The 15,302-nt window shown below is 52.2% G+C and carries 15 protein-coding genes; 3 read left to right on the top strand and 12 right to left on the bottom strand.

Annotated elements, in window-relative coordinates:
- Window positions 1-45: 45 nt before the first annotated feature.
- From DQW12_RS09280 to DQW12_RS09255, 6 genes are all read right to left on the bottom strand, one after another.
- Window positions 46-303: a YqaE/Pmp3 family membrane protein gene (locus tag DQW12_RS09280; protein ID WP_157957890.1), complete on the bottom strand. Its 258-nt coding sequence runs from the start codon at window positions 301-303 to the stop codon at window positions 46-48.
- A gap of 98 nt (window positions 304-401) precedes the next feature.
- On the bottom strand, window positions 402-1,166 hold the full coding sequence (locus tag DQW12_RS09275) for an SDR family NAD(P)-dependent oxidoreductase (protein WP_113907582.1): 765 nt from the start codon (window positions 1,164-1,166) through the stop codon (window positions 402-404).
- A gap of 9 nt (window positions 1,167-1,175) precedes the next feature.
- Window positions 1,176-1,388, bottom strand: a complete 213-nt coding sequence (locus tag DQW12_RS09270) for a DUF2061 domain-containing protein (protein WP_370444361.1) — start codon at window positions 1,386-1,388, stop codon at window positions 1,176-1,178.
- Window positions 1,389-1,532: 144 nt separating this feature from the next.
- Window positions 1,533-1,970: a D-aminoacyl-tRNA deacylase gene (gene dtd / locus DQW12_RS09265; RefSeq protein WP_113907581.1), complete on the bottom strand. Its 438-nt coding sequence runs from the start codon at window positions 1,968-1,970 to the stop codon at window positions 1,533-1,535.
- Window positions 1,967-2,878 carry a virulence factor BrkB family protein gene (locus DQW12_RS09260; RefSeq protein WP_113907580.1) on the bottom strand — a complete coding sequence of 304 codons (912 nt, stop codon included), beginning with the start codon at window positions 2,876-2,878 and terminating at the stop codon, window positions 1,967-1,969. The genes dtd and DQW12_RS09260 overlap by 4 nt, the downstream gene beginning before the upstream one ends.
- 15 nt (window positions 2,879-2,893) lie before the next feature.
- Entirely contained in the window at window positions 2,894-3,577 is a 684-nt protein-coding gene (locus DQW12_RS09255) for a spermidine synthase (RefSeq protein ID WP_113907579.1), read from the bottom strand.
- A 58-nt stretch (window positions 3,578-3,635) separates the two neighbouring features.
- Here DQW12_RS09255 and DQW12_RS09250 point away from each other — a divergent pair, with 58 nt between their 5' ends.
- Window positions 3,636-4,544 carry a bifunctional GNAT family N-acetyltransferase/hotdog fold thioesterase gene (locus tag DQW12_RS09250; RefSeq protein ID WP_113907578.1) on the top strand — a complete coding sequence of 303 codons (909 nt, stop codon included), beginning with the start codon at window positions 3,636-3,638 and terminating at the stop codon, window positions 4,542-4,544.
- Between the two features lie 324 nt (window positions 4,545-4,868).
- Here DQW12_RS09250 and hutH read toward each other — a convergent pair whose 3' ends face one another.
- From hutH to hutC, 3 genes are read right to left on the bottom strand one after another with little or no spacing between them, the layout of a single operon-like run.
- Window positions 4,869-6,395 (bottom strand): histidine ammonia-lyase, encoded by a 1,527-nt coding sequence (hutH, locus tag DQW12_RS09245; RefSeq protein WP_113907577.1) that lies wholly within the window; start codon window positions 6,393-6,395, stop codon window positions 4,869-4,871.
- Window positions 6,392-8,074, bottom strand: coding sequence for a urocanate hydratase (gene hutU, locus DQW12_RS09240; protein WP_113907576.1), 1,683 nt, complete (start codon window positions 8,072-8,074; stop codon window positions 6,392-6,394). Before hutU ends, hutH begins: the two co-directional genes overlap by 4 nt.
- An 11-nt stretch (window positions 8,075-8,085) precedes the next feature.
- On the bottom strand, window positions 8,086-8,799 hold the full coding sequence (gene hutC, locus DQW12_RS09235) for a histidine utilization transcriptional repressor HutC (protein ID WP_113907575.1): 714 nt from the start codon (window positions 8,797-8,799) through the stop codon (window positions 8,086-8,088).
- Between the two features lie 119 nt (window positions 8,800-8,918).
- On the opposite strand from hutC, the gene hutI reads away from it, so the two are divergent.
- Complete coding sequence (gene hutI, locus DQW12_RS09230; RefSeq protein ID WP_113907574.1) at window positions 8,919-10,121, top strand: imidazolonepropionase; 1,203 nt, start codon at window positions 8,919-8,921, stop codon at window positions 10,119-10,121.
- A gap of 32 nt (window positions 10,122-10,153) precedes the next feature.
- Here the strand turns inward: hutI and DQW12_RS09225 are convergent, their stop codons facing one another.
- Together DQW12_RS09225 and rraA are read right to left on the bottom strand one after the other, a co-directional pair.
- Complete coding sequence (locus tag DQW12_RS09225; protein ID WP_113907573.1) at window positions 10,154-11,200, bottom strand: formimidoylglutamase; 1,047 nt, start codon at window positions 11,198-11,200, stop codon at window positions 10,154-10,156.
- Between the two features lie 29 nt (window positions 11,201-11,229).
- Window positions 11,230-11,715: a ribonuclease E activity regulator RraA gene (gene rraA, locus DQW12_RS09220; RefSeq protein ID WP_113907572.1), complete on the bottom strand. Its 486-nt coding sequence runs from the start codon at window positions 11,713-11,715 to the stop codon at window positions 11,230-11,232.
- 159 nt (window positions 11,716-11,874) lie between these two features.
- Between rraA and DQW12_RS09215 the strand changes: the two genes are divergently transcribed.
- Window positions 11,875-13,923 carry a putative bifunctional diguanylate cyclase/phosphodiesterase gene (locus tag DQW12_RS09215; RefSeq protein ID WP_113907571.1) on the top strand — a complete coding sequence of 683 codons (2,049 nt, stop codon included), beginning with the start codon at window positions 11,875-11,877 and terminating at the stop codon, window positions 13,921-13,923.
- Between the two features lie 26 nt (window positions 13,924-13,949).
- On the opposite strand, the gene hslU is transcribed toward DQW12_RS09215, so the two are convergent.
- Window positions 13,950-15,302, bottom strand: a complete 1,353-nt coding sequence (gene hslU / locus DQW12_RS09210; RefSeq protein ID WP_113907570.1) for an ATP-dependent protease ATPase subunit HslU — start codon at window positions 15,300-15,302, stop codon at window positions 13,950-13,952.

Here is a 15,302-nt window from a genome sequence, read left to right as displayed (position 1 = left end):
AGCCCGCATAAAACGGGCTCTTTACATTTAATTTAAGGCTTCAAGTTAGCGTTCTTTGCGGTGTGGGTGGCGATCTCCGGTTTGCTCTTGCATGTGCCGATGAGTAAGCACAAAAGCATGAATAATGGTGAAAATATACACCACAGGACCCGCCGCATAGGCGCCCGGCGGGCCGTTACTGGTTGCCCAGTTGAACAACGACAAGGCAACAACCCACAGCACGAGGCTTATACCCGCTTGTAGGCGATTTCCACTTATCCACACTGCCGCTGGCGGCACCAATAAACACAGTAAATAATTCATAGCATTCCCCTCTTTTTTCAGCAGCATGAACCAGTTTTAGCCGTTCGGCAAGCCTACCAAGGCTCAAGCTACCAAGGCTCAAGCTACCAAGACTCAAGCTACCAAGGTAATGGCGTGCCGTCCCAAAACCAAAAGCCGCCCGATTGCGCCGGCTCAAGTGCGCGAATAACCGACCAAATGCGCTCGGCACTCTGTTCGGGGCTGTACAATTTGTCTTTGGGTAGGCGTTCTTGAAAGGGTTCAGAAAGGGCCGTATCGGTGGTACCCGGATGAATAACACTCAGGGTAAGTTGTTTGTGGGTACGCTTAAGCTCTATCGCCGCCGTTTTAAACAGCATATTGAGCGCTGCTTTCGACGCCCGATAGCCATACCAGCCGCCTAGTGCATTGTCGCCAATACTGCCCACTTTCGCCCCAAGCTGGGCTACAAAGGCTGTCTCTTTCTTTGCCAACAGTGGCTTTACCGCCTGCACTAACAGCGCTGGCAATACTGCATTTCCATGAAAGTAAGCCATCAACTGACGCTCGTTCAGTTGCTCTATCCGGCGCTCGGGTTGCCAGTTGCTCCGGTGTAACCAGCCTAAGGTAGACACAACACCGTGCAGCACAACACCTTGTTGTTGCCACTTCTGGCACAGGGCTTCGAGTTGAGGAACAAATTCAGGGTTGGGCTGGTTTTCCAGCAGGTACGCAGGAACCGAATGCCACTCAATACGGGGAACATTCAATACATTCGGCTGGGCGCTATGGCTTACCGCTAAAATACGGGTGTTTGATTCGCTCGGCTGTTGCAGCAAGTGCTGAATAAGCGCAGTTCCTAAGCCGCCGCCAGCACCAAAAACGGCAATAGTGCGGGTTGTCATGGCTGCGCGTTAAACCGCTAGCTTGTTTGCGGCCTTACGATTGTCGAACCAATTCCACGCTTTTTCATGGAAAAAATACGCCACGGTATTGCAGAGCGGTTCTACCAACGCAATAAGCCCCCCCAGCACCCAACTGCCCGTTAGCAAGTAGGTTACCGTAAAGGCAACAAGAAAGTGCACAACGGCAAAAGTAGCGGTTTTCTTCATAATATTGGTCCCCATTCGGTGTTCCTCTTTTCACCATAGTATATGGTTTAATCGATTATTCAATTACGTAATCACCAATAAAACCGATTAGTCTGTTCGGGGTTTTCGCGCTGCTACTTTCTTACTGGCAATTCGATGACGGTTTAGAACGCGTGTTCGCTAAACACTCAACTGAAAGGTAACGGGGCCGTCGTTTATTAAATGCACTTGCATATCGGCAGCAAATTGGCCGGTTTGCACCGGTACGCCTTGCGCACGCATGGCGTCGCAAAACACATGATAAAGCCGCTGTGCTTCGCTGGGGCTACCCGCGTTAGAAAAGCTGGGGCGGCGCCCTTTGCCGGTGTCGGCGGCGAGCGTAAACTGTGACACCACCAGCACGCTGCCGCCAATATCCCGTACATCGAGGTTCATTTTGTCGTTTGAATCGGCAAATATTCGGTAGCTGGCAATGCGCTCTGCAAGCCTGATCGCTCCTGCGTCGGTGTCGTGTTTTTCCACACCCAGCAATACCAAAATACCCTGCTGTATTTCACCCACTACCACTTCACTTACCTCAACCCGGGCACTTTTCACCCGCTGTATTAACCCCTTCATTTCGTTTCTATGTCCTCTGGGTGCAGCTCTTCTTCTGGTGCGGGCTCTTTCGGCTCGTTCGTGTATTCTTCAATACTGGCCGCAAGCTCAGCGCCTAGCAAAATAATGTTCCAACTAAAATAAATCCACACAATCATAATGGGAATAGCCGCCAACGCCCCATAAATTAGCTCATACGACGGAAAGGCCTTTAAGTAATACTGAAAAGCATTTTTAGCCGACTCGAACAACACGGCGGCAAGCGCAGCGCCCCACACCGCATGGCGAAAACGAACCACGCGGTTAGGCACCATAATGTACAGCAGTAAAAAAGCGACAAAGGTCGACAAGTACGGCACCAAACGCAAAACAGTGGTTTGCAGGCCACTGATATAACCGTCGGTAAACGAAGCCAGCGCGAATAAATAGCTACTCATGGCAATACTAATACCCACCAAAACCGGCCCCATGGTGAGGATCATCCAATACACCGCCAAGGAAATACTTAGCCGCCGACGCTTATTCACCCGCCAAATCGTATTCATGGTTTTGTCTATTGCCGACATCAGCATAATCGCCACCACAAACAAAAACACAGCGCCCACCGCGGTCATTTGGTTGGCATTACCCACAAAGCGTTCCAAGTAGCCTTCAATAGCGTCACTGCTGGTTGGAATTAAGTTTTCCAGTAAAGCCGCTTGTACGCTTTCGCGCAGTTCACCAAACATAGGAAACGCCGCGAACATGGCAAACACCACCGCTAGCAAAGGCACCAGCGACAACAGCGACACATAGGTAAGGTGCCCAGCAATAACGTTAATGCGGTCGTTTACACAACGTTTCACAAAGAACGACAAAAACGCGGCCGCAGACGAAACCTGTTGCCTCACCTTGGGGAGTAGTACTTCTATACTGTTTTTAATTGGCATTACATTTCCTATACGTCACCCAAGCGGGCGCTGTAAGCGATAAATTCGGTTTCGATAACCCGGCACCTTGCTGCTTTCAACGTGCCAACCTTTAAATATACCCAAGGTACTCAATGGGTCGGCGTATTCGCTCTCGTTTAAATGCGGCAACCAGTTAATCACCAACCAACCACCTCGTTTAACGCGGACATAACAGAGTTCCAAGAATGGCTGCGAAACCTTAGCGTAAATGTCGCAAAGAATAAGGTCAAACTGCCGCCCCTGTGGTGCAGTTCTCAACCATTGCTGCGCCTCGGCCATAACAATAGTTTGGTTGGGTAACACCACCTCTGGCGCAAAATGGTCGAAGTAAAGCGAAATAACGGCGGCAGACGACTCTACGCACAACCATTCGAAGGTAGAATAATAATGCCGCGCATGCGCCATAGCGCTACCACCGCCTAAGCCTAACTCCAGCACCTCGGCAGCACTAGGTAACTGTTCAAGCACCGCAAGCATGGGTACTTGGTGCGGCAAAAGCAGCGCATAAGGGTATTGTTTATGCTGCACCGACTGAATAGCGCCATTTAACACCAATAGCCTATATTCTTGATTCTCAAGAACGACTAATCTAACCTCACTAGTTCCCGAAAGCGCTGTTAAGGTTGCGTCACCAAGTATGGACTCTAATTGCTTTGGTGTAAGTGGGTTCTGGCGCATAAGTTCACATACGGTTTATAACGTGCTTTCAGTGTAAGCCATTGCTTTAGGAACACCAATGTATAAAAAGCTACACCTTGTTATTCCACAAAGCGACGAGAGTTTCGAACGCTACTACGACCTGCGTTGGCGCGTGCTGCGGGAACCATTTAAGCGGCCGCGAGGCTCAGAAAAAGACGAGTACGACCAAGTGGGCGACCACCGCATGCTGGTTGCCGAAGACGGCACTGTTATTGCCGTGGGCCGCATTCATTTTAACAGCCCGGAAGAAGCGCAAATTCGCTTTATGGCCGTAGACCCCAACTTCCAAGGCGAAGGGCATGGTGTAACCCTTATTCACGCGTTGGAGTCGGCCGCTAAAGAACAAGGCGCGCAACGAGTAATTATAAATTCACGCAGTAATACCTTAGGTTTTTACATACGTTGCGGTTATGAATTAAAAGAAGAAGCCGACACGGTAAAAAACCCCGCCGCAGAACACCAGCTAGTAAAAGCACTCGACCGCCCCGAATACATTGTGTACCGCCCAGCGTGGTGCGAAGCCTTGCAAAAAACGTGGCACGAGCAAATACCCATTACCGAAGCCATGGGCATTCGCATTTATCAATACACCGGGCGCACCTTTGAGCTACGCGCGCCATTGGCACGCAACATTAACGTGCACCACACCATGTTCGCCGGCAGCATTTACACCCTCGCCACCCTCGCCGGCTGGGGAATGATCCAGCTCCACATGCAAGAAGAAGATCTAGAAGGCGCCATTGTGTTGGCCGACGCCTCCATAGACTACCAAAGCCCCATTCACGAAGAGCCCCGCGCCGTTGCCACCCTCAGCGACATGGAAGGCGACTTTACCCCACTCAAAAGCGGCAAAAACGCCCACCTTACCCTCACCATCGCGGTGTACAACAACGAGGACTTCGCCGCTTTCTTCACCGGCCATTACGTAGTGAAAGCGAAGCGTTAGCAACTAAGCGTTTCATTGGTTTAACGCTGTTCATTGGCTTGCTTTGCGTACAGTGTTAACCAACAAAAACATCAGCGTTAAGGTGAGCCCGTTATGGTCTTTTGTGATTTGCTTTCCGCTTCCTTCGGATTTCACCTCACGATGAACACCCTTGCGGTTCAGCTAGTGATTCCCCTTACCGAGCTCACAGGGGACTCCCACCTCCAAGTCATCCTGCCAGCACCACCTGTACAGGAACAGCGCCCGTCAAGGCGTTATGCGCCGTGCTCGGCGCACTACAAAAAAAGCGCCCGAAGGCGCTTTTTTACACTGTCAATCGAGGTTTTAAAGGCTGATCGCCGTTAACGGCGACAGGTCGCCTGAGCGTATGAGCTGGATTATGGCTTTTATGTCGGGCGAAAAGTAGCGGTCTTCGTCGTAGAAGCTTACTTTTTCACGCACTTTTGCGTAGGCACTTTCAATTATCGGCGAGCTTTTGAGCGGGCGGCGGAAGTCGAGCCCTTGCGCTGTGCTTAATAACTCTATGGCTACAATAGCGGCGGTATTTTCGGCCATGTCTTCAAGCCGGCGTGCGGCGAAGGTGGCCATCGACACGTGGTCCTCTTGGTTGGCGGAGGTGGGCAAGCTGTCTACCGACGCGGGGTGGGCGAAGGTTTTGTTCTCCGAGGCCAATGCGGCGGCGGTCACTTGTGCCATCATAAAGCCTGAGTTTACCCCGCCATTTTCAACTAAGAACGGCGGTAAGTTGCTTAGGTTTTTGTCGACCAAAAGTGCCATGCGGCGCTCGGAAAGGGCACCAATTTCGCTGCATGCTACGGCAAGGGCGTCGGCGACTAAGGCCACCGGCTCTGCATGAAAGTTACCGCCCGACAAAATGTCGTTGTCGTCGGCAAATACCAGCGGGTTGTCGGTTACGCCGTTTGCCTCACGCGCTAGCACCTGTGCGGCGTAGCGAATTTGGTCCCATACAGCGCCCATTACCTGTGGTTGGCAGCGCAGCGAGTAGGGGTCTTGCACCTTGCCACAATTTTCGTGCGACTCACCCACTTCGCTGCTGCTATGCAAAATGCGGCGCAGCTCTGCGGCTACGTCTATTTGCCCAGGCTGCCCACGCACTTCGTGTATGCGCGCGTCGAACGGGGTGCGCGAACCTAATGCGGCTTCCACTGCCATGCTGCCGGCCAGTAGTGCGGCGCGAAATACGTCTTCAATAGCAAATAAGCCGTGCAGTGCTAACGCGGTAGAGGCTTGAGTTCCGTTGAGTAGCGCTAAACCTTCTTTTGGCGCTAATTCTATGGGTTGCATGCCAAGTTCATTTAATACTTCTATTGAAGGTTTTACTTCGCCTCGATAACGAATTTCGCCTTCACCAAGCAGCGGTAATACCATGTGCGCAAGTGGGGCGAGGTCACCGCAGGCTCCCACCGAGCCTTTTTCCGGAACACAAGGATAGGCTTGGTTGTTTAAAAGCTGCATAAGAAACTGAATTACCTCGGGGCGAATGCCGGAAAAGCCACGCGCCAAAGAGTTTATTTTCAGTACCATCATAAGCCGCACTACGGAGTCGGACATGAGCTCGCCCACGCCTGCCGCATGAGAAAGCACAATACGGCGCTGCAAGTCGGCAAGCTGCTCGGGTTGAATTCGAGTGTTGGCCAACAAGCCAAAGCCGGTGTTAATACCATACACCACGCGGCCTTGCGCCAGCACATCAGCAACAGTTTCCGCCGACGCGGCAATACCGCTCCATGCGTCGTTTACAATGCTGAGCTGCACAGGTTCGCGGCGAATTCGTTGTAGTTCAGCCAAGTTAAGCTGGCCGGGTGTGAGCGAAAGTGTGTATGCACTCATTTTTGTGTTCCTTCCACCATGGGTAAATCGAGTCCGCATTCTACGGCGCAGTCTTTGGCTATGTCGTATCCGGCGTCGGCATGGCGCATTACGCCGGTACCGGGATCATTCCAGAGCACCCGTTTTAAGCGCTGTTCAGCTTCGTCTGTACCGTCGGCTACAATCACCACGCCGGAATGCTGTGAATAGCCCATTCCTACACCGCCGCCATGATGCAAGCTTACCCAGGTGGCGCCGCCTGCGGTGTTCAATAACGCATTCAGTAGTGGCCAGTCGGACACAGCGTCGGAGCCGTCGAGCATGGCTTCGGTTTCACGGTTAGGGCTAGCCACTGAGCCGGAGTCGAGGTGGTCGCGACCAATAACAATGGGGGCCTTCAATTCGCCGTTGCGCACCATTTCGTTAAACGCTACGCCTAAGCGCGCACGATCTTTTAAACCCACCCAACAAATGCGAGCCGGTAAGCCTTGGAAGGCAATGCGCTCGCGCGCCATGTCTAACCAGTTATGCAAGTGAGTGTCGTGAGGCATTAACTCTTTTACTTTTTGATCGGTTTTGTAAATGTCTTCTGGGTCGCCCGAAAGTGCTACCCAGCGGAACGGCCCGATACCTTGGCAAAACAGCGGTCGAATATAGGCAGGCACAAAGCCGGGGAAGTCGAACGCGTTTTCCACACCTTCGTCTTGCGCCATTTGCCGAATATTATTGCCGTAGTCGAGCGTAGCGGCGCCGCGCTCATGCATAGTCAACATAGCGCGCACTTGCACGGCCATACTCTGTTTCGCGGCTTTTACCACGGCCGCTTCGTCTTCGTCTCGGCGTTTTACCGCTTGCTCTAGAGTCCAGCCTTGCGGAAGGTAACCGTTTAACGGGTCGTGCGCTGAAGTTTGATCGGTTACTACGTCCGGCGTAATACCACGCTCAACCAGTTCGCTGTACACGTCTGCGGCGTTGGCCAACAAGCCAATCGACACCGGTTTGCCGTCTTTTTTCGCTTGCTCTAAACGGGCTAAGGCGCTGTCTAAGTCTGTCGCTTTTTCGTCGACATAACGCGTTTTTAAGCGAAAATCGATGCGCGACTCGTCTACTTCACAGGCCAACATGGAAAACCCCGCCATGGTTGCCGCTAAAGGTTGAGCACCGCCCATGCCGCCCAAACCGCCAGTAAGTACCCACTTACCGCTCGCGTCGCCATTAAAGTGCTGCTTGGCAACTGCACCAAAGGTTTCATAAGTGCCCTGCACAATGCCTTGCGAACCAATGTAAATCCATGAACCGGCGGTCATTTGCCCGTACATCATTAAGCCTGCACGGTCGAGTTCGTTAAAATGTTCCCAGTTGGCCCACTTTGGCACTAAGTTGGAGTTCGCGATCAGCACGCGGGGCGCATTTTTGTGCGTTGGGAATACACCAACGGGCTTACCGCTTTGAACGAGCAAGGTTTCTTCGTCGGTGAGCCGATCGAGAACCTCTACTATACGGTCGAAACATTCCCAGTTTCTCGCTGCACGGCCAATGCCGCCATAAACTACCAAACCCTGCGGGTGTTCGGCCACTTCTGGGTCTAAGTTATTCATCAGCATGCGTTTAGCGGCTTCCGTTTGCCAACTTTTGGCGGTAATTTCGCTCCCTTTCGCTGCCCGAATAACTCGGCGTGGGTCGAGGCGTGTTGTTTTCATTCGTTATCTCCTTAACTTTTTTTGCTGGCACGAAAAGTCATGTGGCCGCCTAATCGAAAGCGTGAACCGGGGTGGGTAAGGGTAGCTTGGCTCACCACGCCGTCGCGGCACCAAGTGCGCCGGTTAATCTGTAAACAAGGTTCGAGTGCTTCCACTTTTAACCAGCGACTCAATGCCGCACTCGGCAACACCGCTTCTATTTGGTGGCTGGCTTCGGTAAGCGGTGTTACTTCGCATAAGTAGTCGTGCGGTGTGCGTTGGGTAAAGTCTTGCTCACCGTAATTGGGCACTAACCGTGGGTTTACATAACGGTCTTCCACTTGCACGGGCTGGCCGTTTTCGTGGTGAATAATAATGGAGTGCCACACCTGCGACTGCACCGGCACATGCAAAAATGTTGCAAGCGTTGGCGACGCTGGAACCTTTTCCATGCACACCACTTCGGCATGGTGGCGATGATTTCGCAGCGCTATTTCGTCGGCAATATTGCGAATGGTGAGTAACGCCGACTGCGACTTCAACGGTGCTACAAAAGTGCCTGAGCCCCGTGTGCGGGTCACTAAACCTTCGTCGGAAAGCTCCTGCAATGCCCGCCGAGCAGTCATGCGGCTTACCTTAAATTGATTCGCCAGCGCATTTTCCGAGCTTACCGGGTGGTACTCAGGCCACTCACCGCTTTCTATTTTTTGATAAATATGTTCTTTAATGTTTTCAAACTTGGCCACCCTGAAGTCCCCCACTTCATTCTTACCGCGTTCTTGCGTATTTTTTAAATTCTATTACCATGAGTACAGCTTGTATATACATTAGCAAAGAAAATCAGCAAAGTCAGCTCGGAGTTGTTATGCCAACGCTTATTCACAATGTAACGCTTGCCACCATGACCAAGGCCGATCTCGGCCTTATTCCCAATGCCGCCTTAGCCATAGAAAATGGCGTAATTTCGTGGCTAGGCTCGGCCGAGAATATACCGTTGGAGCTTGCGCAAAATGCACAAAAAGTGAACGGTAACGGCGGCTTACTTACGCCTGGTTTAATTGACTGCCATACCCATTTAGTGTGGGGAGGGAGCCGTGCACACGAGTTTAAACAACGGTTACACGGCGCCAGCTACGCAGACATAGCCGCAGCTGGAGGCGGTATTTTGTCCACGGTAACAGCCACCCGTGCAGCATCTGAACACGAGCTCTTTGAGCAGGCCAAAAGCCGTGCAGATGCGCTGATGGCACAAGGGGTGACGCATATAGAAATAAAGTCTGGCTATGGGCTTAGTGTAGAGCACGAACTAAAACAACTGCGGGTAGCGCGGCGGCTCGGTGCCGAGTTGCCCCTTTGTGTGCATACCACTTTACTGGCAGCACATGCTTTACCCCCCGAATATAAAGGGCGCACCGACGCTTACATTGATTTGGTGTGTAACGAAATTTTGCCTGCAGCGGCGGCAGAAAAACTTGCTGATGCCGTAGACGTATTTTGTGAGAACGTGGGCTTTAGCCGCGCGCAAACAGAAAAAGTATTTCAGGCTGCTAAGGCTCACGGGTTGCCTGTGAAGTTGCACGCCGAGCAACTCAGCAACCAAAACGGCGCCGCTTTAGTCGCTCAATACCAAGGGCTTTCTGCTGATCATCTGGAATATTTATCCGAGCAAGGTGTTGCCGCCATGGCGCAGGCCGGCACGGTGGCGGTGTTGTTACCCGGGGCCTTTTATTTTCTCCGCGAAACGCAGTTACCGCCGGTGGCCCAATTGCGTGCCGCCAAGGTTCCCATGGCCATTGCCACCGACGCCAACCCTGGCACCTCGCCCTTTACTCATTTACCACTGATGATGCACATGGCCTGCACACTCTTTCGGTTAACACCAGAAGAAGCGTGGTTAGGGGTTACGGCGCATGCCGCCAAAGCTTTGGGAGTTGCCAATAGCGGAACCTTGGCGGTGGGTAATCGTGCCGATCTTGCCTTATGGAAACTCAACGCCGCGGAAGATATTTGCTATGAAATTGGCGCGAACCCGCTGCGCCAACGCTGGTTCGCTGGAGTTGCAACTTAAAGAAGGGGTTTTGTTTACGCCGCTGCGCTTTTTTAATAGCGCTTTGCTCGCCCCCGCAGCCAAGCAATAACCAACTCGCTCAGTAATTGCCCTGCGTGCTGTGTACCGGCTTCGACACCCGCAGGGTGGCAAGCTGGAGCAGCTTCGGCGAGGTGTAAATAGCGTGCCTCCGGCAGCACCGCAAGCTCACTTACAAAGCGAAATGCTTGTGCAGGTGCAACGCCCATAACATTGTAGGCACTGGCCGGCGCGAACTGAATCGCGTCTATGTCGACTTCAACACCGAGCGGCACTTGCCACGAAGCTGCTTTGGCGGCAACGTCGCGCATGGCGTCGGTAAATTCCATATCATACAAATGGTGAGCGCTGTGGTAGCGAAACCCGGCGTCGGCAAGATTACGCAGGCTCGAAGCGGAGTTTTTCCCTTCATGTAACGACACCACGTGGTAATAGGCTAACGCGCCTTCTACATAGGCATAGCTAAAGCCATTGCCACTATGGCGGCCTTCACGCGGGCGAAAGTCGGCGTGCGGATCAAGGTTCACGGCCCCACAGCTTTTTCCTGTGGTTTGCTTTAGCGCATTCAGTAATGGGTAAGCGTTGTTGTGCCCACCACCAATGAGAACCACTTCATAACCGGCGGCAAACAAGGGAGCAACTACATGCTCTACACGCCGATCAAGCACTGCACAGAGCTCACGCAGCCGCATAAGCTCATGCGGAATGTTGGCATTTAAGGTTTCGCTTTCTGCCATTAGGTCTTGGCAGTCTACGGCGCCCACCAACAGAAGTTCTTGTACGGGAATGGCCGGCGTTGCTTGTAAGTTCAGGAACTGCGTTAAAAATGCCTGCCAACCGAGCTCAGCACCGCCCCGGCCAAGGTTAGCGCGCGGACCAATACTTTCGGGTACGCCAACGAGAGCTACACGTGAGCCTTGTTGGTAAAGCTCGGCAAGCGTGGAGGTTGTTGCAGCGGCAGGTAAGCACGGAATGGCTTGACCAATTTTAGTTTCGCCGTCGCGCGCCCGAACCCAGTGTTGGGGTTCAGGAGCGATAATAAATTCGGCGGAATAGCGCATAACAACAGGTTTAATTTTTTGCCGCTGCGTTATTCAATGTCGAGCGGTTCGGGCGACAAAATCACACCCGTACTGTCGGCGTAAATGTGGTCTTCGGGTAAGAAAGTTACGCCGCCAAAATTAACCGGAATGTCTGATTCGCCAACGCCTTCAGACGCAGCGCCCACAGGAATTGAGGCAATGGCTTGCACACCCAAGTCGAGCTCTTCCAAGGCGTCTACGTCGCGCACACAACCAAAGCAAATAATGCCTTCCCAGTCGTTTTCAAGCGCCAGTTCTGCCACTGAAATGTCGATTAACGCGCGGCGTAAAGAACCACCTCCGTCAACCAATAATACTTTGCCGGTGCCGTCTTGCGCTAATACGGTTTCAATAACGCCTTTGTCTTCATGACACTTCACCGTAACAATTTGACCGCCAAACGAAGCTCGGCCACCGTAGTTCACAAACATTGGTTCAACCACGTCGATTTGGTCAGCAAATAAATCACAGAGTTCTGAAGTATTGTATTCCATGTGCAGGCTCCTGCATTGGCTAGGGTTTCGCCGTACAGTATAACCCGCTCCACTGTGCTTAGAAACCGCTTATGCGGGTTAAGGTTGATTTTCTCGTTGAAAAGCCGTTAAATCGAAGAACTCTAAATATAAGATTGCTCATAGGCAACCGTTCTTTCTATGCTTCTTACTCATACAGCTATTGCAAGCGCAAGTTATGCCGGCCAAGCCCTTTTAATGGCTGGGTTTTCGTTGTTGCTACTGCATTATTACAAAGCATATAAAAGGCCATATTTACGCTTTTGGTCTTATGCTGCGGCCTACTACACCCTCGGTTGCGTTGCCAGCTTAAGCCACATTCTGCTTGCGCCACTGGTGGCCGACTTTGCTTGGCAGTCGTGGTGGCTCGGCACACTGCATTTAGGCTCCTTGTATTTAGGGCTCAGCCTGCTCACCATTGGGGTGTTCGACATTACCAAGCAAAAGCCGCCGAAGCGCGCTTGGCGTTGGGTTATTTACGCCTTTGCCATGAGTTTAAGTGTAGTGACTCGGCTGGGCGAACAAGCAAGCTCACTGGTGCAACCCTTCGAGCAAGGCACCCTTATGTTCCTCGTTACGGGCATTGGTTTGGTTACCATTGGCGGCTTTATACTGCGATATGTGAGAGGCTCGCTTGGCCCGCGCATGATCGCCTTTGCCTTTGGCTTACAAGGGCTGAAGAACATTGCACTGGTTGGCATATTCCAGCTCACCACTCCCTTACTCATGTCGGAACTGGTGTGGGCACTGCAAGGCTTTCTAAACCTCGTGTTTTTAGCGATAGCCGCACTTGGGGTGACTATTTGGCTGCTCGAGTCGGAGCGTCATCAGGCGCTGAACGCCATGCAAAAAGCCGACTTTTTGAATCGTCACGACGCGCTCACCAAGCTACCGAACCGCGACGAACTGATGAGCAAAGTGCCACTCTTTATTGACTCGTGCAGAGCCACCGGTCGCCACCTCACTATACTGATGATCGGCGTAGACCGGTTCAAGGCGGTGAACGACCAGCTTGGTATGCGTGGCGGTGACAGGGTGCTGGTTGAGCTCGCCCAGCGGCTTACCCATACCCGCACCAAACCTCTGCTTTGCTCTCGTATAAGTGGTGACGTGTTTGTGTTGGTGTTCGACCACCTGAAAAAACTCTCGTTAATTGAAGATCTCGCCACCCGTTTGCACAACGAATTGCATGAGCCCATGCTTATCGACGGCCGCGAAATTTCAGTGTCTTGCAGCATTGGCATTTCGCGGTATCCACAACACGGAAGTCGCACCGAAGGTTTAGTGAGTAAAGCCAACATTGCCCTCGCCAACGCCAAGCTTGCCGACAACCCAAGTGTAATGGTGTACCAACGCGGCATGGACGATCACTATATTCGGCTCGCCGATTTAGAACCCGAATTACGCCGCGCTATTCACAACAACGAGTTTTTGATCCACCTGCAACCTATATACGCAGGTCGGCGAAGCACATTGCATAGTTTTGAAGCGCTTATTCGTTGGCAGCACCCAGTACGCGGTTTGCTCGGCCCCGGTGAATTTTTACCCTATGCAGAACAGCTCGGCATGGCCAGCGAAGTAGACCATTGGGTTCTCGACCACTGCGCCAAGTTACTGCATAAGTGGCGTGCCGAAGGTGAACGACCGGTGCCTATCGCAGTGAATCTCGGCGCACGGCAATTCCAGAACAACGAGCTGTGCCAACAAATGCGCGCGCTGCTCGCCAAATATGAACTCAAAGCGGCCGATATTGAACTAGAAATTACCGAGAACGTAGCGGTGTCGGACATTAACACCGGCTTAAATGTATTGAGTGAACTGCAGGCCATGGGTATTCGGGTGTCGATAGACGACTTCGGCACGGGCTATTCGTCGCTTGCCTATTTACGTCGGTTGCCCATAGACCGCATTAAAATAGACCGTAGCTTTGTAGCCGAAATGCTGTCGAGCGAAGCCAATACAACCATTGTGCGTACGCTTATTCAGCTTAGCCATGGTTTAGGAAAACAAGTAATTGCAGAAGGTGTGGAGTCGCGTGAACAACTCGCAACATTGCTCGACCTTGGCTGTGACTGCGCGCAGGGCTATTTGCTCTCGCCGCCGGTCGACACCAACCGCGCCCTCGAGCTGTTACGCGAGCATTGGGAAAACTGGGGAAAACTGAACTTCCAGCTGGTCAGTGAACGCTAACCAGCTGGCGTTGTTGCAGAGGTTTATTAGAGAATAAAGCGGCTTAAGTCTTCGTTGTCGGCCAGTTCATTCAGGTGGCTGTTCACATACTCAGCGTTAATAGTGAAGGTTGCACCTTCTTTCTCTGAGGCGTCAAAAGAAATTTCTTCCATGAGCCGTTCAAGCACTGTGTGTAAACGCCGCGCGCCAATATTTTCGGTCTTTTCGTTCACCTGCCACGCAATTTCAGCAATGCGGCGAATGCCGTCTTCGGTAAAGTCGACGGTAACCCCTTCGGTAGCCATGAGCGCTTTGTATTGCACCGTAAGCGAGGCGTTCGGCTCGGTGAGAATTCGCACAAAGTCATCGGTCGACAGCGCTTTTAGGTTCACCCGAATGGGCAAACGACCCTGCAACTCAGGTATTAGGTCTGAAGGCTTCGACATTTGGAACGCGCCAGACGCAATAAACAAGATGTGATCAGTACGCACCATGCCATGTTTAGTGCTTACTGTGGTGCCCTCTACCAAGGGCAGCAAGTCGCGCTGCACACCTTCGCGTGACACATCGGGGCCACTGGCGTCGGAACGCTTACAAATTTTGTCCACTTCGTCGAGAAACACAATGCCGTTCTGCTCTACCGCTTCTAATGCTTTCTCTTTAATTTCGTCGGGGTTGAGTAGCTTTGCAGCTTCTTCTTCCACCAATTGCTTAAACGCGTCTTTAATTTTCATTTTGCGTTTTTTGGTTTTACCGCCCGACATGTTCTGAAACATGCTCTGCAATTGCGAGGTCATTTCTTCCATGCCTGGTGGCGCCATAATTTCCACACCCATAGGGGCCATCGACACGTCGATCTCAATTTCTTTGTCGTCGAGCTTACCTTCGCGTAGCTTCTTGCGGAACGTTTGTCGGGTTGCACTCTGCTCGCCCTGCTCTGCGTTACCTTGGCCTTCATCTTCGTTGTTTGGCCAAGTTTTGCGCGCTGGCGGCAACAAGGCATCGAGCACGCGGTCTTCGGCGGCGTCTTCCGCACGATGGCGCACCCGCGCCATTTCTGTTTCGCGCATAAGCTTTACCGCTGTGTCGGTTAAGTCGCGAATAATGGAGTCCACTTCTTTACCCACATAACCCACCTCGGTGAACTTGGTGGCTTCAATTTTAATAAAAGGCGCGTTCGCCAACTTGGCCAAACGCCGCGCAATTTCGGTTTTACCCACCCCAGTAGGGCCGATCATGAGAATATTTTTAGGCGTAACTTCGTGGCGTAGTTCATTGTTTAACTGCATACGGCGCCAACGATTACGCAAGGCCACGGCAACGGCGCGCTTGGCGTCGTCTTGACCAATAATATGGCGGTTAAGTTCGTCTACAATTTCACGCGGGGTCATATTCGACAT

The organism is Aliidiomarina celeris (assembly GCF_003316875.1).
Lineage (GTDB): Bacteria > Pseudomonadota > Gammaproteobacteria > Enterobacterales > Alteromonadaceae > Aliidiomarina > Aliidiomarina celeris.
This window is presented reverse-complemented; position numbering and strand designations above follow the sequence as displayed.